General features: G+C 69.1%; 18 protein-coding genes. 6 read left to right on the forward strand and 12 right to left on the reverse strand.

Annotated features, from left to right (window positions below; translation table 11 throughout):
- The first annotated feature begins 166 nt into the window (after positions 1–166).
- Positions 167–3520, forward strand: coding sequence for a phosphotransferase (locus QSK21_RS18625; RefSeq protein ID WP_285697371.1), 3354 nt, complete (start codon positions 167–169; stop codon positions 3518–3520).
- On the opposite strand, the gene QSK21_RS18630 is transcribed toward QSK21_RS18625, so the two are convergent.
- The 3 genes from QSK21_RS18630 to QSK21_RS18640 all read right to left on the reverse strand — a co-directional run bounded on the left by QSK21_RS18630 (position 3517) and on the right by QSK21_RS18640 (position 5433).
- Positions 3517–4275: an FkbM family methyltransferase gene (locus QSK21_RS18630; RefSeq protein ID WP_285697372.1), complete on the reverse strand. Its 759-nt coding sequence runs from the start codon at positions 4273–4275 to the stop codon at positions 3517–3519. The two genes, QSK21_RS18625 and QSK21_RS18630, sit on opposite strands and share 4 nt — an antisense overlap.
- A 149-nt stretch (positions 4276–4424) precedes the next feature.
- The gene (locus tag QSK21_RS18635) at positions 4425–4619 is read right to left on the reverse strand and encodes a DUF397 domain-containing protein (RefSeq protein ID WP_285697374.1); all 195 of its coding nucleotides are present in this window, start codon (positions 4617–4619) and stop codon (positions 4425–4427) included.
- Complete coding sequence (locus QSK21_RS18640; RefSeq protein WP_285697375.1) at positions 4600–5433, reverse strand: DUF5753 domain-containing protein; 834 nt, start codon at positions 5431–5433, stop codon at positions 4600–4602. The genes QSK21_RS18635 and QSK21_RS18640 overlap by 20 nt, the downstream gene beginning before the upstream one ends.
- 136 nt (positions 5434–5569) lie before the next feature.
- On the opposite strand from QSK21_RS18640, the gene QSK21_RS18645 reads away from it, so the two are divergent.
- On the forward strand, positions 5570–5962 hold the full coding sequence (locus QSK21_RS18645; protein WP_285697376.1) for an ATP-binding protein: 393 nt from the start codon (positions 5570–5572) through the stop codon (positions 5960–5962).
- A gap of 211 nt (positions 5963–6173) precedes the next feature.
- Here QSK21_RS18645 and QSK21_RS18650 read toward each other — a convergent pair whose 3' ends face one another.
- A complete protein-coding gene (locus QSK21_RS18650; protein ID WP_285697378.1) occupies positions 6174–7592 on the reverse strand; it encodes an NsdA family TPR-like regulatory protein in 1419 nt (472 codons plus the stop codon).
- Positions 7593–7886: 294 nt separating this feature from the next.
- On the opposite strand from QSK21_RS18650, the gene QSK21_RS18655 reads away from it, so the two are divergent.
- The 4 genes from QSK21_RS18655 to QSK21_RS18670 all read left to right on the forward strand — a co-directional run bounded on the left by QSK21_RS18655 (position 7887) and on the right by QSK21_RS18670 (position 11666).
- Positions 7887–8513 (forward strand): HIT family protein, encoded by a 627-nt coding sequence (locus tag QSK21_RS18655; protein ID WP_285697379.1) that lies wholly within the window; start codon positions 7887–7889, stop codon positions 8511–8513.
- Positions 8514–8584: 71 nt separating this feature from the next.
- The gene (locus tag QSK21_RS18660; protein ID WP_285697380.1) at positions 8585–10180 is read left to right on the forward strand and encodes an aminotransferase class I/II-fold pyridoxal phosphate-dependent enzyme; all 1596 of its coding nucleotides are present in this window, start codon (positions 8585–8587) and stop codon (positions 10178–10180) included.
- Between the two features lie 191 nt (positions 10181–10371).
- Positions 10372–10920 carry a TSCPD domain-containing protein gene (locus QSK21_RS18665; protein ID WP_502871572.1) on the forward strand — a complete coding sequence of 183 codons (549 nt, stop codon included), beginning with the start codon at positions 10372–10374 and terminating at the stop codon, positions 10918–10920.
- Entirely contained in the window at positions 10917–11666 is a 750-nt protein-coding gene (locus tag QSK21_RS18670) for a class I SAM-dependent methyltransferase (RefSeq protein WP_285697383.1), read from the forward strand. Before QSK21_RS18665 ends, QSK21_RS18670 begins: the two co-directional genes overlap by 4 nt.
- A 710-nt stretch (positions 11667–12376) precedes the next feature.
- Here the strand turns inward: QSK21_RS18670 and QSK21_RS18675 are convergent.
- The 8 genes from QSK21_RS18675 to hpnD all read right to left on the reverse strand — a co-directional run bounded on the left by QSK21_RS18675 (position 12377) and on the right by hpnD (position 22777).
- Positions 12377–13315, reverse strand: coding sequence for a BsuBI/PstI family type II restriction endonuclease (locus QSK21_RS18675; protein ID WP_285697385.1), 939 nt, complete (start codon positions 13313–13315; stop codon positions 12377–12379).
- Positions 13312–14811 (reverse strand): Eco57I restriction-modification methylase domain-containing protein, encoded by a 1500-nt coding sequence (locus tag QSK21_RS18680; RefSeq protein ID WP_285697387.1) that lies wholly within the window; start codon positions 14809–14811, stop codon positions 13312–13314. The genes QSK21_RS18675 and QSK21_RS18680 overlap by 4 nt, the downstream gene beginning before the upstream one ends.
- Positions 14812–15211: 400 nt before the next feature.
- Positions 15212–16213 carry an adenosyl-hopene transferase HpnH gene (gene hpnH / locus QSK21_RS18685; RefSeq protein WP_285697388.1) on the reverse strand — a complete coding sequence of 334 codons (1002 nt, stop codon included), beginning with the start codon at positions 16211–16213 and terminating at the stop codon, positions 15212–15214.
- Entirely contained in the window at positions 16213–17652 is a 1440-nt protein-coding gene (gene ispH, locus QSK21_RS18690; RefSeq protein WP_285697390.1) for a 4-hydroxy-3-methylbut-2-enyl diphosphate reductase, read from the reverse strand. Before ispH ends, hpnH begins: the two co-directional genes overlap by 1 nt.
- The gene (gene shc, locus QSK21_RS18695) at positions 17649–19520 is read right to left on the reverse strand and encodes a squalene--hopene cyclase (RefSeq protein ID WP_285697391.1); all 1872 of its coding nucleotides are present in this window, start codon (positions 19518–19520) and stop codon (positions 17649–17651) included. The genes ispH and shc overlap by 4 nt, the downstream gene beginning before the upstream one ends.
- 52 nt (positions 19521–19572) lie before the next feature.
- Positions 19573–20583 carry a polyprenyl synthetase family protein gene (locus QSK21_RS18700; protein WP_285697393.1) on the reverse strand — a complete coding sequence of 337 codons (1011 nt, stop codon included), beginning with the start codon at positions 20581–20583 and terminating at the stop codon, positions 19573–19575.
- On the reverse strand, positions 20580–21923 hold the full coding sequence (gene hpnE, locus QSK21_RS18705; RefSeq protein WP_285697394.1) for a hydroxysqualene dehydroxylase HpnE: 1344 nt from the start codon (positions 21921–21923) through the stop codon (positions 20580–20582). Before hpnE ends, QSK21_RS18700 begins: the two co-directional genes overlap by 4 nt.
- Positions 21920–22777 carry a presqualene diphosphate synthase HpnD gene (gene hpnD / locus QSK21_RS18710; RefSeq protein WP_285697396.1) on the reverse strand — a complete coding sequence of 286 codons (858 nt, stop codon included), beginning with the start codon at positions 22775–22777 and terminating at the stop codon, positions 21920–21922. The genes hpnE and hpnD overlap by 4 nt, the downstream gene beginning before the upstream one ends.
- Between the last annotated feature and the right edge of the window lie 3 nt (positions 22778–22780).

A 22780-nucleotide genomic window follows, 5' to 3' on the forward strand; every position in this document is an offset into this window, starting at 1 on the left:
GTTCTTCGGATTCGGCCCCGGGGTTCCGTTCGTCGCACATGAGGTCTTCACGGATCGGGAGGAGCAGATCGGGCGCCTTCATCAGGGGATACTGAGGGCTGTCGGACGCCCATGGCCGGTTTCCGAACTGATGGACTTCCAGCGGGCCGCCGACAACCTTCACACGGTGACCGGTGAAGGCGGTATCGGAAAGTCGACGCTGGTCAGGCATGTCGCCTCGCTGGCCATGGCCGGTGAACTGGACGGGATACCGGAGAACAGGGCGGCCGTGGTCGTGGATTTCAGCGATCCGGCCAGCGCCAGTTTCGAGACGATCCTGCTGCGCGTGCGGGCAGGGCTCGGCGGGCTGGCGAAGTCGTGGCCCGCGTTCGATGTGGCGCTGGCGGTCTACTGGGAGCGGAAGCACCCGGGCGAGTCACTGACGGCGTACCTGAATCGGGGAACGTCGGAGTCGCGGCGGGTGGCCGAGCAGGTCGGCGGGACGGTCGATCAGGTGCTGGGCGGTTTCGGGGCCGTCACCGCCGCTTACCAGGTGATCAGCAGGCTCGGCACGACAGTGGCGCAGAAGGCCAGGTTGCGGCGGCTGCGCGCGGAATTGCCTGCACTGGACCCGATCCTGGAGGAGCGGGATCCCGACCGGATGCTCGGTTACATGCCGGTGCTGCTGGCGGCCGATCTGGAGCGGGTCAGGGCCCAGAAGGACACCCTGGCCCTCTGCGTACTGGACACCGTGGAGAACCTCCAGGATCTACCACCCGAGCGCGACGGGCTGGAGGACCTGGTTTCGCGGCTGGTGTACCTGATGCCCAACGTGGCGTTCGTCGCGGCGGGACGACGGCCGCCGCGCTGGGACGATCCGGTCCGGGCGGTCGGGCTGACCTACGGAGGCGAGCATCGCTGGCCCGGTCTGGCCGGACGCGACCGGCTCGTCCTAGACGGGTTCGAGCGCGCGTCCGCCCTGGAGTACCTCACGACCCGGCTGACCATCGACGACCGGCCCGCGATCGAGGTACCGATCAGGGAGCGGATGATCGAGGGTTCGGGCGGCTCGCCGCTGTACCTGGACCTGTCGGCGGCACTGTACGGGCAGTACCTGGCTCAGAGGGAGACGCCCCCGGCCGAGGCGTTCGGGCTGGGCTTCCCCGAGTTGGTATTGCGCACGATGCGGGACCTCTCCGAGCAGGATCGCGACCTGCTCCGGGCCGCCGCGCTGCTGGAGGCGTTCGACGCGGAGTCCTTGCACGCGACCCTTCCGCAGGTGCGGCGCCGCAGGATCGAGGACTTCTTGGCGCGGCCGTTCGTCCACCGGGACGACTCGGTGTGGCCGGCCTGCCACCTGCACGACAATCTGCGCCGCAGCGTGCTCGACTGCGATGCTTACACCGCCGACGGGTGGACGGGCGGCGAGCGGCATGAGCATTTGCGGCGGGCGATCGATCACATGGCGGGCGTGGCGCTGTCGGTCTGGGACGAGCGTCCCGACCATCCCGTCCCCCTCTCGGTCCGCAGCCGCCGGGCCGTGGCCGCGTTCCAGCTCGTGTTCCGGGGAGCGCATGAGCATGGCGTGCTACCGCCAGTGCTGGCCGAGCTGACCTACAGCCTCAGCGTGCTGGGGCACTGGCAGGTGCTGGCGTCCCTTCCCGAACCGGCCGACTCCCCCGAGCTGGCTAAGCTCGCCACCGTCGCCAGGCTGACCACGCGAGGCGACCTGAATGCGGAGGACCGCTACCAGCGGATGCGCGAACTGGTCATCGGCGAGGGCGGGGAGGATGCGTCCGGCCCTTTCGCGGACTACTACCGGTACGAGCTGGCCAGCCGTGCGCACGTCACCGGACGGGTGATGGAGGCGGGCCGGCATCTGTCGGCGATCGGCTTGGAGAACTCCCACATTGGGGCCAGCGCCCTATTCGGCCAAGCCGACAATGCCTTGCGCCGCGGGGAGTACGTCGCCGTCGAGGAGCTGATGGAGCGGGCGTCCGGCGCGGGGCTGGACAAGATCCGCGTAGCCGACATGCTCGGCCACACCTACATTCACAACGCCAGGTTCGAGGACGCGGCGGCCCTGTTCCGGCGGACGCTGGACGAGGCCAGGGCGGCGAGCGCACCCCTATGGGAGGCCCGCGCCATGCGGCATCTCGCCCTCGCGCTGATGTGGTACGCCCCGGAGCGCACGCTGGACCTGACCCCGGCCGCCCGCGAGCTTAACGACGCCGTCGGCGAGCTGATCGGGGTCGCGCAGTGCGATCTGGCCGCCTCGATGGCGCACGCTCTGCAAGGCGAGCACGACAGAGCGGCGGAGCTGTTGGAAGAGGCCGCCCGCCGTTATGAGGAGCTGGGAGCCACGGCCGAACTCACCCCGGCCGAGGCCATTCGAGTCCTTCAGTACGCCGCCGCCGGACGCGGTGAGGAGGCCAGCGCGATCGCGCAACGGCTGGCGGAGGCCACCCGCCACGGCGAACCGGAGTGCCTGCCCGTCTGGGTCGTCGTCACGGGCCTGTGGGCAGGATTGCGTCACCCGGAGACGTCCGCGCCGGTCCGCTGGCTCGGCGATCTCGACGCCACGATGCGCCGCTGGCGACGTCCTCTCGAACGGCTCAGGACGCGCCACACCGGCCTGCCGCTCGTCCCCTGCGGGCGCCTGGACGTGGCCGACCGCGACGCACCGATCCCGACCGACCGGTTCGACACCGCCGACATAGCGCGGATCGTGCGGGCCGCGTCGACAAGTCCTTCCTACGACGGGCCTCCGGTCGCGGACGACGGGACCGGCGGGGTCGTCGTCGGACGCCGGACGATCCTCAAGCCGCAGCGCCGGAGGCATGAGCGCCTGGAGACCGTGCTCCGTTTCGAACGCCTCCGCGCGGCGACCGGCCTGCCCGCTCCCCGCCTGCTCGACCACGGCACGATCGATACGGGATCGGACCCTAGGTGGTGGGCCGTCCTTCAACGCCTCCCGGGGACGGAGGGAGACCGGCCCACCCCTGCGCAGCAGCGGGAACTGGGACGCATGCTGCGCGCCTGGCATGCGCACAGCCCCGCCGAGGGGATGCGGCTGGACGAGCCTGGAGCCCTCGGCGTCTTTCTGGGCTGGACCCGCACGGCGGTGCCGGACGCGTATCCGGTCATCGCCGGTCTCCTCTCGGACGCCTGTGCCGGGATGCCCATGGTGGCGATCCATGGGGACGTGGCCGTGGGCCACAACGCGCTGTTCGACGGCGACACCCTCACCGCGGTGCTCGACCCGGGCGCTATCGGGCAGGGACCGCCGATGCTGGACCTGGCCTGGGCGCTGGCCGTCGATCTTCCCCATGGTGGATCGATCGAGCCGCTGATCGAGGGCTACGGGGACACGGCCGATCGCGAGGGGCTGGACGCACTACTTCCGCTCATGCTGCTCCGCAGGCTCGTCGACACGCCCGTCCTGGGCATCGCCGCGACCGACGGCCGCTGGATCGCGCGCCACCTCCGGAACGAACGCCCCGATCTACTGGCTCTCGTGGAGGACGAGTTGGAGCTTTAGACCGGCAGGCCCAGCCGGACCGCCCAGCGGTAGGGGATGAAGCGGTCGAGCACGTTCGCCGGAACCGACAGCCGCTCGCGAAGTTCGGGCTCGTTGGTGCGCGCGTAGAAGCGGTTGAGCCCGTCGAACAGAGCCAGTTCGTAGCCGGCCGCCAGGACGCCCGGCTCCCAACCCTGGTGGCTTGCTAGGGAGGTCAGCGGGAACGTCGCCTCCACCACGATCGCCCGTGGACGCCACCTCGCCAGGTCCGCCGAGGCGAGCACGGCCGCCTCGGCACCTTCGACGTCCACCTTCAGCAGGTCGAAGCCCGGCTCGGCGTGCTCGCTCAGGACGGTTTCCAGCGGAACGGTCTGGACCTGGATCTCCTCGTACCTCCAGCCGTCCGCCACGTGGACGGCGAGTACATCGCGGTCCAGGGTGCTGAGCCCACCACCGCCGGTCTTGCCCGGCCCGGGGACGATCCGGAAGAAGGACGCCGTGCCGGAACGGTCACTGATCGCCAGCCGCAGTGTGACATCGCCGGGACGGGCGTCGCGCAGCAGTTCGTAGCGCTCCGGCAGCGGCTCGATGTTGATTCCGCGCCAGCCGAGCCGCTCGACGAGGTTCTTGGTCAACGACCCGCGCACCGGATTCCCGGCGCCGACGTCCACGAAGAACCCACCGTGTCGTCCCGCGAACGCCCGCATCAGCACAACGTCCTCGGCGTTCCCGCCGTAGGCGACCAGCGCGTAGTCATCAGGGTCGTCCGCACCCACACCGCCAACTTAGGTCAACTTAGGCCAACCTGGCGATGACGCGAGTCACGCGCCTGGTTGGGGACGCGGCAGGTCGTACCGGCCTCTTCCATCAACACCGAGGCGCGACGCGCAGTCCTTCCGTCCGCCGCGCCTCCAATGGCGTCCTGTTACGGCTGGTCGAGGCTACCCGTCTTGATCTTCTCAACCAGCAGCCCGAACGCGGCTCCGCTCACCGCCAGCCGACCGCCGTCAGGGTCCTTGGAGTCCCTGATCCCCACAGCGCCCGCCAGACCGGCAACCTCAACGCACGTCGAGTCGTTGACCCCACCACTGTGGGAGCTTTTACGCCACTGCACCTTCATGTGAGTACTCCTCCAACCACCGCTCGATCAGAGCCCGAGAGTCGGCCTCAGAGGCCGCCTTCGCGCCTATGCGATCGAACATAAACGCAAGTTCGCTGACTTCGTTCGGGTCTTCGATCAGACGACCGCCCTTCTGTGCGCCCGCGAAGGCGATGTCACGCTTGTCCAGGCTGATCACCTGGAAGTATCCGTCAACGCCAGGGTTGGCGCCAGCTTTGAAGGGCAGGACGCGGAGGCTGATGTTCGGTCGCTCGGACATCTCGTAGAGGTGCTGTAGCTGGGCTCGCATGACCTCGGGGCCACCGACCGCTTGGGCCAGCGCACCTTCCCCGATCACCACCCAAAGGTATGGCGGGTCCTCGCGGTCTACGATGCCACGCTTACGCTGGAGGCGGGACTCCTGCTCGACGTCGAGATCCTTGATGTTGCTTTCTCGGACGCAGGCCCGGGTGTAGTCGTCCGTCTGGAGCGCCAACGGGATCACCCCGATGTGATGGACCTTGAGGGAGGCGGCCTTCTGCTCGTACTGGGTGAACTGGCGGAACCAGTTCGGGTTGTGCGCCATCCGGGCGAACCATAGGAGCAGTTCGAAGAGCCGTCCCGTCTCGAAGTGGTGGTCGAGGACCTTGGCGTGACTGAGGTGGAGTCGCTGACGCATCGCTTCCTGGTTGCAAACGCTGGCGCGCGTAAGCCCGATGATGTTGCCCCACTGGGCGAGTGAAAGACCTTCTTTCTCGCGAAAGAAGCGCAGGTAGTAGGCCAGGAAGTGCCAGAGCGAGAGTGTCGGGTCGACCGGGGGGCGGACCTTCGGCATTGAAGCTCCCGTGTTTTGAATTTTCTCTTGTACAGGCGAGTGTAGGTCCGATCACTCACAGTTAGGAGAGGAAAACAAAGAAGTAGCGGAGGAGGAAGGTGCGATAGTGATTAGTCGGGATTGTCTAATTATCACCATGTTGGCGTCGACGGCAGCCGCCGGTCTCGCCCGAACACTTACAAATGCCCGACTTCACAAATGGGGCGATACTCACATCTCGGACGAAGCGTTCCTCGTGGCATCCGAAATGATCAACAACGCGATCAACGAGACCCCGGGAAAAGAGATCAAGTACCGGCTGAGCCGGGAAGGTGGAGAGGTCCTCCTCGCCGTCTGGGACTCGTCCCACCGCGTCCCTACCCCCAGAGCGCCGACCGCGTACACGCTCGACGATCTTGACCTCGCCCCCGAACGCTGGGACGACAACGGCGGCTGGGGGCTCGGGATCATCGAGATGCTCGCCAGCAGTTGCGGCTACACCACCGATCCCAGCGGAGGCAAATGGGTCTGGGCTTGCCTCAAGCCCTGATGGCGGGTGTGGTTGTCATGGTGAGGCCGGTGATGGCCCGGTAGCCGTCGATGACGCCGGGGGTGGTACTGGGTCACCTTAAGCCAAATGCTTGATCATGCGGGTCGCATAATTCGGGTCGGGCGGAAGTCGGTCATGACCGGATCGATAACTCGTTGACTTACGGCGTGTCGCCCTTATTAGCACCCGAATAGCGACGACATGCCGCAAGTCAACGGACCCGGGCCTGGCTTGGGGAGGTTCCGACTAGGACGGGCCGGACTCTGTCAAGAAAAGCCGCGACGCCGGGTGAGCGTCGGTAGGGGCGGAACGCGTCGGTGAGGCGGGAGAGGTGACCGATGCAGCGTGCCGAGTCGACCTCACCCGCCAGCGCGTCCAGGGCGCGGTCGCCATGGGCGAGTGCCTGGTCCGGTTCGGGCCTGTCCTGCTGCAGGTAGGTGGTGGCGAGCAGCGCGTGACGCAGGGCCCCTTCGCGGGAGTAGGAGGAGTCCTGCAAGGCCAGTCCGTGGCGGAGATGGAAGCGGGCGCGGGCGTGGTCGCCGAGTTTGAGGTAGCAGTATCCGGCTTGCGCGTGGGCTTGGGCATGGTCCATCCAGTAGCACCAGTCCGGTGACCCGGACGAGGATGCCGGACGGTCCAGGGCGTCGAACGCGGCATCGATGGCTCGCCGGGTCTGCGTGGTCGCGTGGTCTCCGGCGTGGGCTTCCGCCGCCCGTAGTTCCAGGATCGCGGTGATGGCGGGGGTGGCGCCGCGGTATCCGGCGCGGGCGGTCTCGGCGAGGGTGACCGCTTCGCGGATCTGGCCGATGTCCTTGGCCTGACAGGACCAGAACCCGAGCACGTTGGCGCCCAATGCTCGGTCGCCGCTGGTGTGGGCGGCGTGCAGAGCGGCGATCCAGTATCGCTGGGCGCGGGCGTGCTGACCGGAGTCAAAGCAGACGAACCCGGCCAGACGGAGCAGTTCTCCGGCGGCGCCGTGCAGGCGGCGGCCCACGGCGTCGCTGTAGCGGCGTTCGTCCAGCAGACCGGTGACGAACCGCAGGTGCTGGTGCACTAGATCCAGTAGCCGGCCGCCGCCGAGCTGGTCGTCCATCCGGCGTAGCCGGGCGGTGATGTGGTCGAGGTGGTCGACGACCGGCATCGGGACCGGTGCTCCTGACCCGTGGGCGGGGCTGGTGCTCTGGTGGGCGATCAGCCATTCGTGGGCCGGGGAGGTGGCGGCGCTTCCCAGCAGCATCAGGAACAGGCGTCGATCCATGGCCCCAGCTTGTGTGACCGTCCGCAACGCCCGCAAGGTCCCGCCGGTGTCCCACGGCACCACCATGCCCGCGTCGGCCGCCGCGAGCACGCGGTCATCGGCGGGCCACCCCAACTCGGCCACGGCGACTTCGCGGCCAGTGGCCTCGGTGAGCAGTGCCGAGGTCAGAACGCGCCACGGCGGCCGCGGGATGTCTCCTGCCACCCACTTGTAGGGCGTCTTGGGATGAATCCGGTCGGGCAGCCCCTGCCGCTCGGCGAAGGCGTTGAGCCGCCGGGCCAGCCGTTCGGGACCCCAGCCCAGCACGCCCAGCAATCCGGCGAGCGGAGTGCCCCTCGACGAGCTCGGCGGGCTGCTTGTGGAGTTGGTCATCAGGACCTCCCCGCACCAATCGGCGTGCGTCCCCGTGGCCGCACGGTAACCCGCTGCGGCCGATTCGGCTACGGCCTCGCACCCGAAGACTCCGTAGGCACCCAACCGCACTGGAGGCACCGGTCCACTCATCCGTTGCCACGACGCCTACTGAGAAGGTAATGCGCCCGGTGACCGGGCGCCCACACGAAGCGGAAGGGCACGGTGCAGCCGATGAACGTGCAACCTGAAGCCGCCGACCGGAATGGTCGTGCGGGCCCGTGTGCGCTGTGTGCGGGGGCCGACCCGGCAAGAATGACGCCGCTGGCCGGGTTGCTGCCGCCGGGGCGGTCGCGGTTCGTCGCCTCCACGGCGGGGTTCGCCGCGGTGCCGACCTTCGGCTGCTTCGTCCCCGGGTACCTGCTGGTGGTGCCCCGCGCGCACGTGCTGTCGTTCGGCGAGCTCACCGCGGCCACGCTCGCCGAAGCCCATGCCTTGATCGCGGAGCTGGCCGTCCGGCTCGGCGAGGTGTACGGCCTGCCGGTGCTCGGGTTCGAATACGGCTTGGCCGCCGCCGGGGTACGCAGGGTCGAGCACGCGCATTGGCACCTGCTGCCCTCTACGGCGGATCTGACCGGTTGGCTGGAGGAACGGCTGCCCGGCCGCGTGATCGGCTCGCTGGCCGACCTGCCGGGTGACCGTTCCTACATCGCCGTCCGCGGCCAGGACGCGGTACTGCGCTGTTTCCAAGTCGGCGACGCCGCTGGCGCACACCGGCGAATCCGATTGCGCCGTACCGTGGCGGCCCTGGATCCCCGAGTCGAGGACGACGCCTGGGACTGGGCCGACCAGCGTTGCGCCGAGCTGATCCGGACGACGGTCGCCGACCTCACAGACGACCCACTTGCAAGCCGCATGCGAGGCCAGGGGGCAGCGCCATGAGCGGCAGTACCGCCCACCCAGCCACACAGGGTACGCACTGGGCCGGGCGAGGGCAGACAGCATCCGGGCAAGTGCTGCAGAGCAGGTTCGATGATCTCTACACCTCGGTGTACGCGGTCCTGGACGACGCCAAGACCGACCACGACCTGGTCAAGCTCTACAAGGGCAGCCACCTTTCACCCAACCCGCACCCGGTGGTCACCAACTTCGGCGCCTTCTTCTACCGGCAGCGGCGCGGCCTGTTCGGCTACGCGTGTCAGATGGCCAACCCGCACCGTCCCCCGATGCTGGCGGACCTGGACGTCTTCGACGCTGAGTATTCTCCTCGCGTCGCAACGCGCACAGTGTTCGAGCAGCTGTACCCGGCGCTGGCCCGGCCTGGCGAGTCGGCCGTGAACACGCTGCGCTACCTGGCCTCCCGCGTCCACCACCTGGGCGCCTACCGAGGCGGGTCCTCGGGGCTGGACGAGGAGGCCCGCGCGTTCGCCGCCGCCCACTTCGCCAGCGTCGGCGTCACGGCGCAGCCGGAGGAGGTGACGGTGTTCTGCGGTGGCGCCAAGGGCGCGTTCATGGCGTTCTGCGCGGCGATCATGTGCCGTCGCCATCATGACGAGGTGCACCATCTGGGCGGGCTGCTGCTCACTCCGGCCGGCTACTACCAAAGCCTGCGGTTGATTCCGCCGCTGTTCGGTGGCACCATCCACGTCGTCCCGTACCTGACGGGCGCGACGGTGGCCGACTGGCTGGCGGCGACCGCCGATCGTCCACGCCGGTGTGTGTACGTGCCGCTGGTCAACAACGCCGACGGCGCCGTCCTCACCCGCGACCGGGCCTACGCGATTGCCCACGCGATCCTGACGCACAACGCCACCCACCCCAGACGGCCGGTCCATGTCCTGGCCGACGACGTCTACGCCGGGTCGTATCTGGACCCGGCACGCCCCGGTGTCCCGATCGCGGCGGTGACCGGGGCCGACCTCGGCTCCCCCGAACTCGGCACGATGAACGACATGGCGTTGTCGGTGATCACGCCGTCCAAGACCTTCGCGTTGCCGACCGCCAGGGTCGCCTTCGCGACCACCACCAACCCTATGCTGCGCGCCGCGGTCGGGCACTACCGCACGGTGCTGTCCCAAGGACGCGTGCCGCAGGCCAGCGAGCTGACCGCGGCCGCCGCGATTTGCCTGACCCCCCAGGAATGGATCGAGGGGTGGAACACGGCCTACCGTACTGCGCTGACCGATCTCACCCACCGGCTGCAGAAGATCAACCACCGGCTCGGGTACCAGGCGGTCCACGCCGACCCGATCGGCGGCGGCTGGTACCTGCCGCTCCGCATCTCCCGGCGGCTCCTGCCCGGCGCGGCCAGCAGCGTCGACGCCTTCGCCGCCCTGCTGCACTACAGCGACCGGCCCGACAGTGGAATAGCGTTGCTGCCCGGTGAACTGTTCGGCCACCACACCAGCCCCGACGACGCGTCCGGCCCCTTCCTGCTGCGCGGCACCCTCGCCGCAGGTGACCGGGAACTCCGCCGTTTCGTCTCCCGGCTCGATCACGCCGCCACCGCGTGGTCAGGGCCGGACGGCCCCGGAGTGATCGCCAGGGCGCTGAGACGGGCTCGGAGCGTCGCGGATCTCGACACGATCCTGACCAACTCCCGGTACTGAAAACAGACGCATCGGTGAGCCACCGCAAGACTGTCCCCACGTCTTAGTAGGCTCCGGCAAGCAGCACATGTGGTGGGACAACCTTGCTGCACATCCCACATGTTGTGAACGGCCCGCGCGGATGACCTAATACGGAGGCGGATATGACTCACACGCCCAGCCCGATACCCCATGCGAGGGCGCAACGGCATATGCCGCGGCGGCGGGCCGGCGTGACCACCTCGGTGACGATCGGCGGAGAACGGTTCTACCTGACTGCCAACGCCCGCGCGGACGGCAGCCTGGGTGAGGTGTTCATCTCCTGGGGCAAGCAGGGCCAGACCTCTGCCGGGCTGATGGACATTTACGCCGTCGCCCTCTCGGTCGGCCTGCAGCACGGTGTCCCGCTGTTGAACCTGGTCCATCAGGGATTGGATCTGTATTTCGTGCCCAACGGCCATACCGACGATCCCGACCTTCCGCGTGTGCGCTCAGTGGTGGACTGGGTCGCCCGCCGCCTGGCCATCGACTGGTTGCCTTACCACGTCCGCGCCGCAGAGGGCATCTTCACCATGGACGAGCGGGTGAGCGCCGCCGGAGACTGGCTCGCCGCCGAGGCCGCGAAGATCCCCGCCGTCCAGGCCCAGGTGCCGTCAGCCGACCCGGCCGCCGACCCCGACGAGGTGATGGACGCCTTCCGCGCCGACCTGGCCAGCGGCATCGGAACCCCGGTCAAGCCGCGAAACACGCCACGGAGGTGACCGGTGACGCGGCGGGCCACTACGAGCGGCTGGCGGCCCGGTTCGAGGAGAACTGGGCCTACAGCCCCGCGTTCGTCGCGTGGATGAGCGGCTGCATCACCGGTCGGCTTCGCCCGCGCACCGGTGACCGCGGGATCGACGTCGGTTGTGGAACCGGTCTTTACTCGCGGGTGCTCGCCGAACATGCGGGAAGCGTGGTGTGCGTTGATCCCTCGGCTGCGATGCTCGCCCAGGTCCCGGACGGGCACGGCCTGCTGCCGGTGCGTGCTTCACTGGAGGACCTGGCCACCGGCGCAGTGTCCTTGCCGCATGAACGGTTCGACGTCGTTCTGGCCAAGGAAGTGCTGCATCACGCCGCCGACGAGCATGCCGCATTGCGGACGCTCGCCGGTTTGGTGGCGCCGGGCGGTCGGCTGCTGCTGGTCATGCTGGCACCGGTCCTGGAGTATCCGCTGTTCGAGGCCGCGCTGGAGCGGTACCAGCGGTCTCCGGCCGACCATGACGGCATCGCCCGGCAACTCGCGCGTCACGGCCTCCGCGCTGAGGTGAGCACCGCGTCCTTCCAGCTGGCCATCGCCAAGGAAAGATGGCTGACCATGGTCGCCGACCGGTGGATGTCCGTGCTGACCAAGTTCACCGACGCCGAACTGGCAGCCGGGATCACCGAGATCGACCGCCGTCACCCCGGGCCGGTGCTGAAGTTCAATGATTCGTTCGTGTTCCTCCTGGCCCACCGCCCTTTCTGAACGGCAAGTCTGACGAGCTGTCGCCCCCGCCTCGCTGCGGCACCGTTGCGGGACCGCCTCGGCCAGCCGGTCCCGGCTGGTCTCCGTCGGGCGCATCTCCACAGCCAGCCAAAACAAGTGAACGAGGTCGGCAACGTTCCTGCGGGAGCGATCCCCGTACCGCCAACGAGATCACCGGATCGGGAACGGGCACTAAGTCTCCTGACAAGCTCGCTGCAAGTTATCTTGGAAGACCGTCAGCCGGTACGGAAACCCAAGGTCATGAAGCATTCATTCCGAGACGGAGCAAGGCAGCTGACATCTCGCCACGGACGTTCTTCAACTACTTCACCAGCAAGGACGAGGCGTTTTGGATCGAACGACACCAATGGACGAGAGAAGAGATCGTGGCCGAGTTGCAGGCCAGGCCAGTTGGCGAGCCTCCCGCGACCCCGGTTGGCGGCACGCCGAGCATATCGGGGACCAACCACCTTGCTGGAGTTGCAAAACCGCATCCCTGGCACCAGTTGCTTCCGAGGCCCCCGAGGATTGTCGGCCCCGGGGGCCCAACAGTGATGCACACCGCCCACGGATCGCGGGCCCAGCGTGACGATGACCACCATAGACCATCTCCGGACGATGGGCACGACTAACCGCGGTATCCCGCTCCCTGAGGGCTGCGGCTTAGCTGCCGCGCACCAGGACGACGTCGAGGGCTGACCGGCACCAGGTTAATCGTAAGGTCCAAGGAAACGCTCGCCATTGAAGTGAATCAGATGGGTTGGGTCTCCGGCACACCACACTTCGGTTGCCCAGGCGATCTGATGAAGGTACTTTCGCATCTCCTTGCGGTCGGAAAAGCAGGACACGTACACAAGGCCAGGGCTCGCACTCTCGAATAGCTTCGCAAGTTCGCCATGGCGCTTAGCGTCTACCGGTCCGTGCGAGTTGGCTGCTTCAAGGAGCACAAGCCAGTCTTTGTCGGCCATGTACACGACGAGGTCGGGCATTTTCCCGTGCTGGTCGACGGTCACGCCGAGTTCAGCAAGTCGCTCGGCTTCGAACAGAGCCCATTTCGAATCTGCATCGCCGACATAGAGCACCTCGGCGCCTGGAGTGAAGCGCGAACAGAACTCCTCAACCATCTGTTTGAGGAGCAGGTTCTGCCCACCAGGCGATAGCGTGAATGGCTTTCCACCGGGAAGATTGACCGGTATCCGATTCATCTTCCTAGCAGCCGCATATTGTTCCCTCAGCCCCGGCACTTCGGCCAGGTACTCAGACAATGCAGATTCGAACCCAGGGGTTCCATATTGCTGGATGACCGTCAACGCTCTAGGAGTGATCTGGTAGTTCCAGTAAGGCGAGTTGATTGGACGGTCTGGCTGGTCTGGGTTCTGTTGAATGAGCAGAGCTTCAGCGAACTGGTGGAGTGTGAACCTACGGATTGTCTCCCGAGTATTGGGACGATACTCCCGCTCGTATTGGTCTCGTATCCAGTCCATGATGGCCCTGGTACGCAGCATAGGGTTGGACGCGTCCCGCCAGGCGTCATCACGCCGCAGATGAAGCAAGGCCAAGAGGATGAGCGCAGAGCGCTCGTTAGAACGCTCTGAGTCCATACCGAAGGCGACCAGTATGCGTTTGGCTTCCTGAATCTTGTTGGTCATACGAGTGTGTCTACCATGCCAGCAGCCTTGTCGACCAAAGAATCGATCTCGCTCTGAGCCGGCATGGTTTCAGGAGCTAGTTCGCCCAGGTGGCGCAACATCTCCCGGCCGGGGAAGCGCATGCTACGAAGATCGGTTGCGTTGACCTGTGTATGTCCGGAGAAGGTGCGGAAGAACCTGTCCACCAGCGACGAGTTGAGCCACATGGACAGACCGAAAGCGATGTTTCGGTCCAGCCCGGCGCCGTCAAGGTGGAAAACGTTCACATGATTCTCAAAGGCCACAGGACTGCAGATCCTTTCCGGTGACCAGACGGCGGCTACGATCCGGCGGCGTTCCTCTTTGGAGGAGAAGCGCTTAACGATGCAATACCAGCCCTCAGGGAAGAGCATATTCGCGTCCTTCTGAGTCAAGGGTCGAAACCATTGCGGCTTGCGAATATCCCGGGGCCAGACCACCACACCATCACGTAGATTGCCAGGATAGATCAGAGGAACGGCGTCGTCTTCAGCTGCGTTGAGGAGGCATTCCCGTGACCGGAAGTCAACCACCCGTCCGGTCGAGACCTTGATGCCGAGTGACTCGAGCGTGGCCGGCAATGAAAGCATACGCTCGGCGATCTCAATGTCCTCATCGTTAGCAGTAATCCGGACGAACTGGTGCGGATCGCCTGGGTGCACGACATCGGTGTATGCCACATTGCGTCGGGACTCTTTGTCTTCATGCCCGTTGCTTGTGGACAACAGCACTTGGTCGCGTGATCCGCCCTTGGTGCCAGAGAAGACGACATTCTCTTGTAGGACACCGGTGTCAGCGAAGACGATGGAGCGGGATTCAAAGATATGAATACGGTCCAGTGCGATTTGGTCGAGCAGGTAGGACCGAAAGGCGCCAAAATAAGGTCCGTTGCAGAATGATCGTGGAGTGATGGCCACCAACTGGCCATGTGGCTTTAGTGCGGCTGTGGCGAGAGCCAGGAACGCAGCGTACACGTTCGGCGCATCCGCTCCTACCTCACGGACGGCAATACGCGGAGCCGAAAATTTCCCAAGCTTGGCATATGGCGGGTTCTGAATGACAAGATCGAAATTCGAGAGTCGATCGTCTCTCGTTATGCCAGTGGACGCCGATATAAAGTCCGCTTCGATCAGATCAAAGGTAACCCGCCCCTGGCCTGCGGCAAGGCAGGCATCCAGCGTGGCCTTCAGATGTGGCAGGATGGTAGTGTCGCATTCGACCGCAACCACATGAATAATAAGATCCGGGCACTCGCCCAGCGCACGCGCTACGAGGGCCGCTGATAGCATACCGGAACCTGCTCCAGGGTCTAGCACTCGGAGGCGGCCTTCCTGTGGAAGGCGCGGCATTCCGGCGATTAATGCTGCTGCGCGGGCGGGCGTGAAGAACTGCCCCAAGGAGTCCTGCGTCTTTGGAGCCAAGCCGGCTAGGGCGGCAGTCCTGTTCTGCTCCGCCTGGGCAACAAGGTCGTTCAACACAGGGCCACGATAGCGTAACAGCCCAGGCCAGGTGTGACATGCGTCCGGCACGCGTGCATCAATCCTGAATTGCGGTAAGGGTCGCGAGCGGGGGTGTTGACCGGTAATGGGGAGGTCCCCAGCGCGGCGCCCATGGCCGCGGCCAGCGTGCCGCGGTCTTCGGCGTGCTGCCGCAGCGTGAGCCCGTGCACGTCATCCATGGCGAGCCAGGGCCGCTCCTCGTCCTCAGCGGCGGCGGCCACCACTCCGCCATGCCCGCGGCCTGCGGACCATGTCCATCGCCTTGAGCTCGCGATCGAACCGTTCGCGGACGGTGTCGTGGCCGTCCCGTATCACCCTGACCGCGACCTGCTCCCCGGCCGATTGCCGGTCTCGCGCAAAAGGTGCATTCGCGGTCTGATCAAGCGCGGAGGGCGCGCAAAGACTGTTTCAGGGAGCCCAGGGTGCTGAAGACGGCGGTGGGTTCGTAGCCGCAGTGGGCCATGCAATTGGCGCAGCGGGGGTCTCGGCCCCGGCCGTAGGAGTCCCAGTCGGTTTCTTCGAGGAGTTCGCGGTAGGTCTGGGCGTAGCCGTCGTTCATGAGGTAGCAGGGGCGTTGCCAGCCGAAGAGTGAATAGGACGGGATCGCCCAGGCGGTGCAGGGAAAGTCGACCTTGCCTTCCAGGAAGTCGAGGAAGAGGGGCGAGTGGTTGAGGCGCCAGCGTTTGCGGTTGCCGCCGGAGAAGGCTTTGCGGAACAGCTCGCGGGTCTCCTGGACGCCGAGGAAGTGCTCCTGGTCGGGCGCCTTCTCGTAGGCGTAGCCCGGCGAGACCATCATCTCGTCGACCTCCAGGTCGTCGTTGAGGTAGTCGAGCACCTCGATGACGGTCTGCGGGGTGTCGGTGTTGAAGAACGTGGTGTTGGTGGTGACGCGGAAGCCGCGGCGGCGGCATTCACGGACGGCGGCGACCGCCTGGTCGAACACGCCGTCCTTGCAGACCGACGCGTCGTGGCGCTCGCGCAGGCCGTCGATGTGGACGGTCCAGGCGAAGTACGGCGACGGCGTGAACTGGTCGAGCTTCCTGGGGATCAGCACCGCGTTGGTGCACAGGAACACGTACACGCGCATCTTGACCAGCTCGGCGACCATCTCCCCGATCTGCGGGTGCATGAGCGGTTCGCCGCCGGCGATGGAGACCATCGGCGCGCCGCACTCCTTGATGGCGGCGACCGCCTGCTCGACCGGCATGCGGCGCTTGAGGACGTCGGCGGGGTGCTCGATCTTCCCGCAGCCGGCGCACTTGAGGTTGCAGGCGAACAGCGGCTCCAGTTCGAGCAGGAGCGGGAACTTGTCCCGTCCCCGCAGCTTGTTGCGCAGGATGTGGCTTCCGATGCGCAGGCTCTGGCGCAGTGGCATGGCCATCAGGGACGTATCTCCTTGGGAAGGGTGAACTCGGTGGTCTCCACGGCGACGGTGCGTTCCTCGACCTGGACGGGCCCCAGGCCGCGCAGGCAGTCCACGACGCCGTCGATCATGTCGTGGGGCGCGGAGGCGCCGGCGGTGAGGCCGATGACGCGGGTGCCGTCGAGCCGTTCCAGGGGAAGGTCGGCGGGGCCGTCGACGAGGACGGCCGGTGTGCCGCCGCGCTCGGCGACCTCGACCAGGCGGCGGGAGTTGGAGGAGTTGGCGGAGCCGACCACCACGACCAGGTCGGCGTCCCCGGCGACCGCGGTGACGGCGCGCTGCCGGTTGGTGGTGGCGTAGCAGATGTCGTCGGTGGCCGGGCCCTGGGCGTCGGGGAAGCGGCGGGTGATGGCCGTGGCGATCTCACCGGCCTCGTCGGCGGCGAGGGTGGTCTGCATCAGGTAGGCCACCGGGCGGCCGGCCGGCAGCGCGGCCACGTCCTCGGGCGTCTCGACGAGCACGGTGGAGCCGGGCGCCTCGCCGAGCGTGCCCTCGGTCTCCTCGTGCCCGGCGTGGCCGATGAGCGCGACCAGGTCGCCGCGCGCCGCGAACCGCCGGGTCTCCGCGTGCACCTTGGCGACCAGCGGGCAGGTGGCGTCGACGACCCGGTGCCCGGCGCGGTCGGCCTCGGCGCGGACGGCGGGCGCGACGCCGTGCGCGGAGAAGATGACGACGGACCCGGCGGGCACCTCGTCCAGCTCGTCGACGAAGACCGCGCCGCGCCGGCGCAGGTCGTCGACGACGTGGACGTTGTGGACGATCTGCTTGCGCACGTACACGGGCGGGCCGTGCAGGTCCAGCGCGCGTTCCACGATCTCGATGGCGCGTTCCACGCCCGCGCAGAACGAGCGCGGACCGGCGAGCAGCACGCGCCGCGGCCCCACGGCGGCGCCCCACTTGGCCAGGACGGGACCCAGCGCGCGGAGCGTGCGCGGGGACTCCCCCTCGGGGCCGGCGATCACGCGTACCACCGCGCTGGGACGGCCCGCCGCGGCGGCGGCGAGCGGGGCCGACTCGGTGTCGAAGGCCAGAGCCCCCGTGCGGGCCAGCGCCTCGCGCGCCGCCGGGGACACCCGGCGGTCCACGGTGAGCAGCGGGCCGCGGTGTACGGGGACGCCGGTGCGCCTCAGCAGCCCCGCGAGCAGTTCGGCCGAGGGGCAGGAGACGGTCTCGTGCGCGCCGCGGACCTCGGTCGCGACCAGCACGCTCCCCGGTTCGAGGCGCGGGTCCAGCGCCTCGGCGAAGCCCGCCACCGCCAGCGCGTCGAAGTCGGGAAGGCACCCGGCGACCGCCCGTGCCCGGGCGAGCCCGGCGCCGGTCCTCAGCACCCGCAGCCCGGGATGTGCGACGTCCCGCGCCTCGGCGAACCGGGCCGCGCACACCACCAGCCGCGTCACCTCCGCGCCTCCCGGAGGTAGCGTCCTAGCGCGCTCACCGGGAAGACGAGCCGGTAGAGGTGGTAGTTGATGTAGAAGTCGCCGGGGAAGCCGGTGCCGGTGAAGTGGTCCTCGTCCCAGGTACCGTCGGGACGCTGCGTCTCGATGAGCCACCGGACGCCCTTCTCCACCGCCGGGGACGACCGTTCACCGGCGGCGAGCAGGGCCAGCAGCGCCCAGGCCGTCTGGGACGCGGTGGACACGCCCCGCCCGACCCACGCGGGGTCGTCGTAGGAGCGCAGATCCTCGCCCCAGCCGCCGTCCAGGTTCTGGTGGGCCTCCAGCCAGGCGACGGCCCGGCGGATCGGCGGGCCGTCCGGGCGCACCCCGGCGGCGACCAGCCCCGGCACCACGGCACCGGTCCCGTAGACGTGGTTGGCGCCCCACCGGCCGAACCACGAGCCGTCCTCCTCCTGGGCCTTCAGCAGCCACACCACGGCGCGCCTGACCACGTCCGTGTTCGCCATCCCCTCGGCGGCCAGCGCCTCGGCGACGTGCGCGGTCACGTCGGCGGAGGGCGGGTCGATCACCGCGCCGAAGTCGCAGAACGGCAGCTTGGCGCACAGCGTCCTGGTGTTGTCGGCGTCGAAGGCGCCGAAGCCTCCGTCGCGCGAGGCCATGCCGGTCAGCCAGCGCACGGCGCGGTCGATGGCCGGGCGGGCATCGGGACGGTCGACGCGCCGCAACGCCAGGATCGCCTCGGCGGTGTCGTCGGTGTCGGGGTAGAGGTCGTTGTCGAACTCGAACGCCCAGCCGCCGGGCGGAAGGCCGGGGCGGCGCACCGACCAGTCCCCCGGCCCCCGGACCTCCTCGTCCAGGAGCCATCCGGCGGCGCGCGTCAGCGCGGGATGGCCGGCGGGCAGTCCCGCGTCGGCGAGGGCGTTGACGGCCAGCACCGTGTCCCAGACGGGTGACTGGCACGCCTCCAGCCTGCGGCCCCGCTCGTCGCGGAGCGTGAACCTTTCCAGGCCCTCGATGCCGCGTCTCATCACCGGGTGGCCGAGGTCGTAGCCGAGCAGGTTGAGGGCGATCAGCGAGTAGACCCAGGGCGGCTGGATCCCGCCCCAGCACCCGTCGGCCTCCTGCCGCGCGACGATCCACTCGGCGGCGCGGCGCAGCGCGGCGGTCCGCAGCGGGCGCACCGGCCGCCGCTGGTACACGTGCAGCAGGCGGTCGAGGCCGTTGAACGCCCGCCCCCAGGCGTCCCGCGCGGGCCGCGGGCGCCGCCCGGTGCGCAGCTCCGGAAGGCCGAACGGCAGGGCCCGGACGGGACGCAGCGACCCCACGACGGTCAGCGGGACGATCGTCTGCCGGGCCCAGCACGCCCAGTCGTAGACGTTCAGCGGGAACCAGCGCGGCAGGTACATCATCTCGGGCGGCATGACCGGCAGCTCGTCCCACGACCACAGCCCGAACATCGCCAGCCAGATCCGTGTGAACACCCGGGTGCCCTCGACGCCGCCCGCGCCCCTGACGTACTCGGCGGCCAGGCGCATGTGCGGCGCGTCCGCGGCGTCCCCGGCCAGCCGCAGCGCGACGTACGCCTCGACCGTCGTGGACAGGTCGGGCGGGCCGTCGTGGAAGGTGGCCCAGGTGCCGTCGGCGCGCTGCCGGGAGCGGATCCAGCGGGCGGTCTCCGCGGTGTCCTCGGGGGTGCGGATGCCGAGGAACTCGCGCAGCAGCAGGTCCTCGGCATCCATGGTCACGTTGGTCTCCAGCTCGGCCTTCCACCAGCCCTGCTCGGACTGGAGGCCGAGCAGGTGCTCGCGGGCGCCCCGCAGGGCGGCCTCCGCCTCGGCGGTGAGCGAGGGAGCGTCGATCGTCGTCATCCGGTCATCCGTTCCGGTCGTGGCCTGCGGTGGTGAGGGTCGCGAGGACGGGTCAGTGGTCGCGGGCGAGGACGAAGCGGGCGATGTCCAGGAACTCGGCGCGGACCTCGTCCTTCATCTCCGCGTCCTTGAGGTGCCGTTCCGCCTGCGCCAGGCGTTGCGCGGCCTCGGCCTCCGCCCAGGCGCGCCCGCCCGCCTCCTCGATGAGCCGGGCCATCTCGCGCAACTCGGCCTCGCTGTGCTGTTCCGGCCGCGCATACAGGTCGGCCAGGCGGGCGGACGCGGCGGTGCCGGCGGTGAGCGCGGAGACCACGGGCAGGGACTTCTTGCGCGCCCGCAGGTCCGAGAGAACGGGCTTGCCGGTGACCCGCGGGCTTCCCCAGATGCCGAGGATGTCGTCCATGAGCTGGAAGGCCACGCCCAGCTCGGACCCGAACGCGGTCAGCTCGCTGATCAGCGCGGGCGGGCCCTCGCCGAGCATCGCGCCGACCGCGCAGGAGCACGCCAGCAGCGCCGCGGTCTTGTCGGACGACATCGTCAGGACCTCGTCGAGCGAGACGTCGGCGCGGTCCTCGAAGTCCAGGTCGAGCGCCTGGCCCGCGATGAGCCTGCGGGTGGCGGCGGTCAGGCAGCGGGCCGCCCAGTGCGCCCCGCGGGTCTGCTCGTCCAGCAGCAGCTCGGCGGCCAGCGACAGCAGCGCGTCGCCGCCGAGGATGGCGGCCGAGGAGCCGAAGACGGTCCACGCGGCGGGCCGGTGCCGCCGCGTGCGGTCGCCGTCCATGATGTCGTCGTGCAGCAGGGAGAAGGCGTGCACCAGCTCGACGGCGACCGCGCCGGGCAGCGCCGCCTCGGGCGCCGCGCCCGCGGCGCGGGCCGACAGCAGCGCCAGCGCGGGCCGCAGCGCCTTGCCGCCGCCCTCGGCGGGACGTCCGTCGGTGTCGATCCAGCCCAGATGGTAGGCGCCGACCCGCCGGGTCAGCGGGTCCAGCCGGTCGACGGCGGCGCGCATGGCCTCGTCGACGAGCGCGCGGCCCTCGGAGATCGCGACGGGAACGCTGGTCATCGGCGGCTCACCCCTTCCAGGTGGCGCCGGACGAGGCGGGCGGCGGTCAGACCGCTGCGCACGGCACCCTCCATCGTGTCGGGCCAGCCCGTGTCGGTCCACGCGCCGGCGAGAAAGATCCCTGGCAGCCGGGTGGCGGCGGCGGGGCGCAGCGCGCCGCTCCCCGGGCTCTGGCGGAACGTCGCATGGCGTTCCCTGGTGACGAAGAAGTCGGCGATCCCGGCCTGCCCGGCGGCGGGGAACAGCCGCTCCAGCGCGGCGGTGAACACGTCCCGGATCCCCGCGGTGGGCATGCCGATCCACCGGTCGGCCGCCGACACCGACACCGCCAGGTGCTGCCCGGACGCCAGGCCGCTCACCGCGGTGCGGTCGAACACCCATTGGACCGGCGAGCCCACGGCCGCGGCGAACGGCAGGCGGGTCACCGGCCGGTCGTAGACGACGTGCACGTTGACGATGGGGCTGGAGCCCAGGCCGGCCCAGTGCGCGCGGTCGGGGCACGCCTCGGCGGGAACCAGCGACGCCGCCACCCGGTGCGGCACCGCGACCACGACGGCGTCCGCCGCGGCCCGTTCCCCGTCCACGACGATCTTGGGGCCGGGCTCGATCGCCTCCACCTTGGCGCGCAGCCGTACCTCGCCGCCGCTCCGCCGGACGCGGTCGGCCGCGAGCGTGCCGTGCAGCTCGCCCAGCGGCACGGACGCGATCCCGATGTCGGCGGCGTCGGCCCGGCCGAGCAGCGCGGTGCGGCACACCATGGCGGCGGACCCGAGCGCGGCCTCCTCCACCCCGATGTTGAGCGCCGAGGTGATGAACAGGTCCCAGAGCGCCTGGCGGGGCCAGCGGCGCTGGCCGTGGGCCGCCAGCCACCGGCCCATGGCGACACCGTCCAGCGCGGGATCGTCCAGGTCCAGCCGGTCGAGGGCGAGTGAGGCGCGGACCGCGCGCATCCGTTCCATCGGGGACAGCAGCGCGTACCCGGCGAGCGCAGGCAGCAGATGGAAGGGGCCGGGGAGCCGTGCGCGGCGCAGCCGGCCCGTACCGCGTCCTCCCCCCGACTGCGGGGAGAGGACCGTCACGTCGAAGCGGGGCTGGATGGCGACGCGGTCGGCCGCCCTCAGCTGGTGGAGCAGCCCCTGGTACGCCGAGCAGCAGCGCAGGAACACGTGCTGGCCGTTGTCGACGGTCAGGTCCCCGCGGCGGAACGAGCAGGTCGCGCCGCCCAGCCGGGGGCGCGCCTCGTAGACGGTCGTGCGCAGCCCGGCCTCCTGGAGGGCCAGCGCGGCGCTGATCCCGGCCAGCCCGCCGCCGATGATCGCCACAGTGGTGTCGGAGCTCACCGCGCCCTCCCCAGCGACCGGACGGCCACGGACGCCTTCTCCCACGACGGCAGCGACGTGCGCGTGGCCAGCGACGCGACGGGGTCGGCGGCGATCCGGTCCAGCAGCCGCCGGTAGATGCCCGACATCGCGGCGGCGCACGCGGCGCTGCGCCGGTCGAGCAGCGGCAGCAGCCGCGACCCGGTGTCGTACCACCGCCGCGCCCGCTCCACCTGGAACCGCATCAGCTCGCCGAGCCGGTCGGGCGGGTCGGTGAACCGGCCGGTCGCGTCCAGGGTGAGCGAGCACCCGAAGCGGGCCAGGTCCTCGGCGGGCAGGTAGACGCGGCCGTTGCCCGCGTCCTCCCGCACGTCCCGCAGGACGTTGGTGAGCTGCAGCGCGACGCCGAGCGCGTCGGCGAGGGGCACGGCGGCGCGCGGGTCGCCGGTGCCGAAGACGCCGAGGGACAGCCGCCCGATCGTCCCGGCGACGCAGCGGCAGTAGGACAGCAGGTCGTCGAAGGTCTCGTACGCGGTGCCGCGCACGTCGGCCTCGCAGCCGTCGATGAGCTCGCCGAACGCCTCGATGGGGATCGGGAAGCGCCGTGCCGCGTCGGCCATCGCGACCAGGACCGGGTCGTCCGGCCGGTCGTCCAGGTCGCTGATGTCCTTGCGCAGGGACGTCAGCGCGGCCAGGCGCTCCTCGGCGGGCGAGTACTCGTCGTCGCCGTAGTCGTCGATGCGCCGCGCCAGCGCGTACACCGCGCTCAGCGCCCGCCGCTTCGGCGAAGGCAGCAGCCTGATCCCGTAGGAGAAGTTGCGGGCCCGTGAACGGACCACCTGCTCGCAGTGTCGGTACGCGGCGGACGGTTCCACTGA

The sequence above is a fragment of the Actinomadura sp. NBRC 104412 genome (genome assembly GCF_030269515.1).
In the GTDB taxonomy this organism is placed as follows: Bacteria; Actinomycetota; Actinomycetes; order Streptosporangiales; family Streptosporangiaceae; genus Spirillospora.

Coding starts and splice junctions, on each gene's coding strand:
- QSK21_RS18635 (WP_285697374.1), bottom strand. CDS start 4,619: ATGAAGGTGCAGTGGCGTAAAAGCTCCCACAGTGGTGGGGTCAACGAC.
- QSK21_RS18640 (WP_285697375.1), bottom strand. CDS start 5,433: ATGCCGAAGGTCCGCCCCCCGGTCGACCCGACACTCTCGCTCTGGCAC.
- QSK21_RS18645 (WP_285697376.1), top strand. CDS start 5,570: ATGTTGGCGTCGACGGCAGCCGCCGGTCTCGCCCGAACACTTACAAAT.
- QSK21_RS18650 (WP_285697378.1), bottom strand. CDS start 7,592: ATGACCAACTCCACAAGCAGCCCGCCGAGCTCGTCGAGGGGCACTCCG.
- QSK21_RS18655 (WP_285697379.1), top strand. CDS start 7,887: ATGACGCCGCTGGCCGGGTTGCTGCCGCCGGGGCGGTCGCGGTTCGTC.
- QSK21_RS18665 (WP_502871572.1), top strand. CDS start 10,372: ATGCCGCGGCGGCGGGCCGGCGTGACCACCTCGGTGACGATCGGCGGA.
- QSK21_RS18675 (WP_285697385.1), bottom strand. CDS start 13,315: ATGACCAACAAGATTCAGGAAGCCAAACGCATACTGGTCGCCTTCGGT.
- hpnH (WP_285697388.1), bottom strand. CDS start 16,213: ATGGCCATGCCACTGCGCCAGAGCCTGCGCATCGGAAGCCACATCCTG.
- shc (WP_285697391.1), bottom strand. CDS start 19,520: ATGACGACGATCGACGCTCCCTCGCTCACCGCCGAGGCGGAGGCCGCC.
- QSK21_RS18700 (WP_285697393.1), bottom strand. CDS start 20,583: ATGACCAGCGTTCCCGTCGCGATCTCCGAGGGCCGCGCGCTCGTCGAC.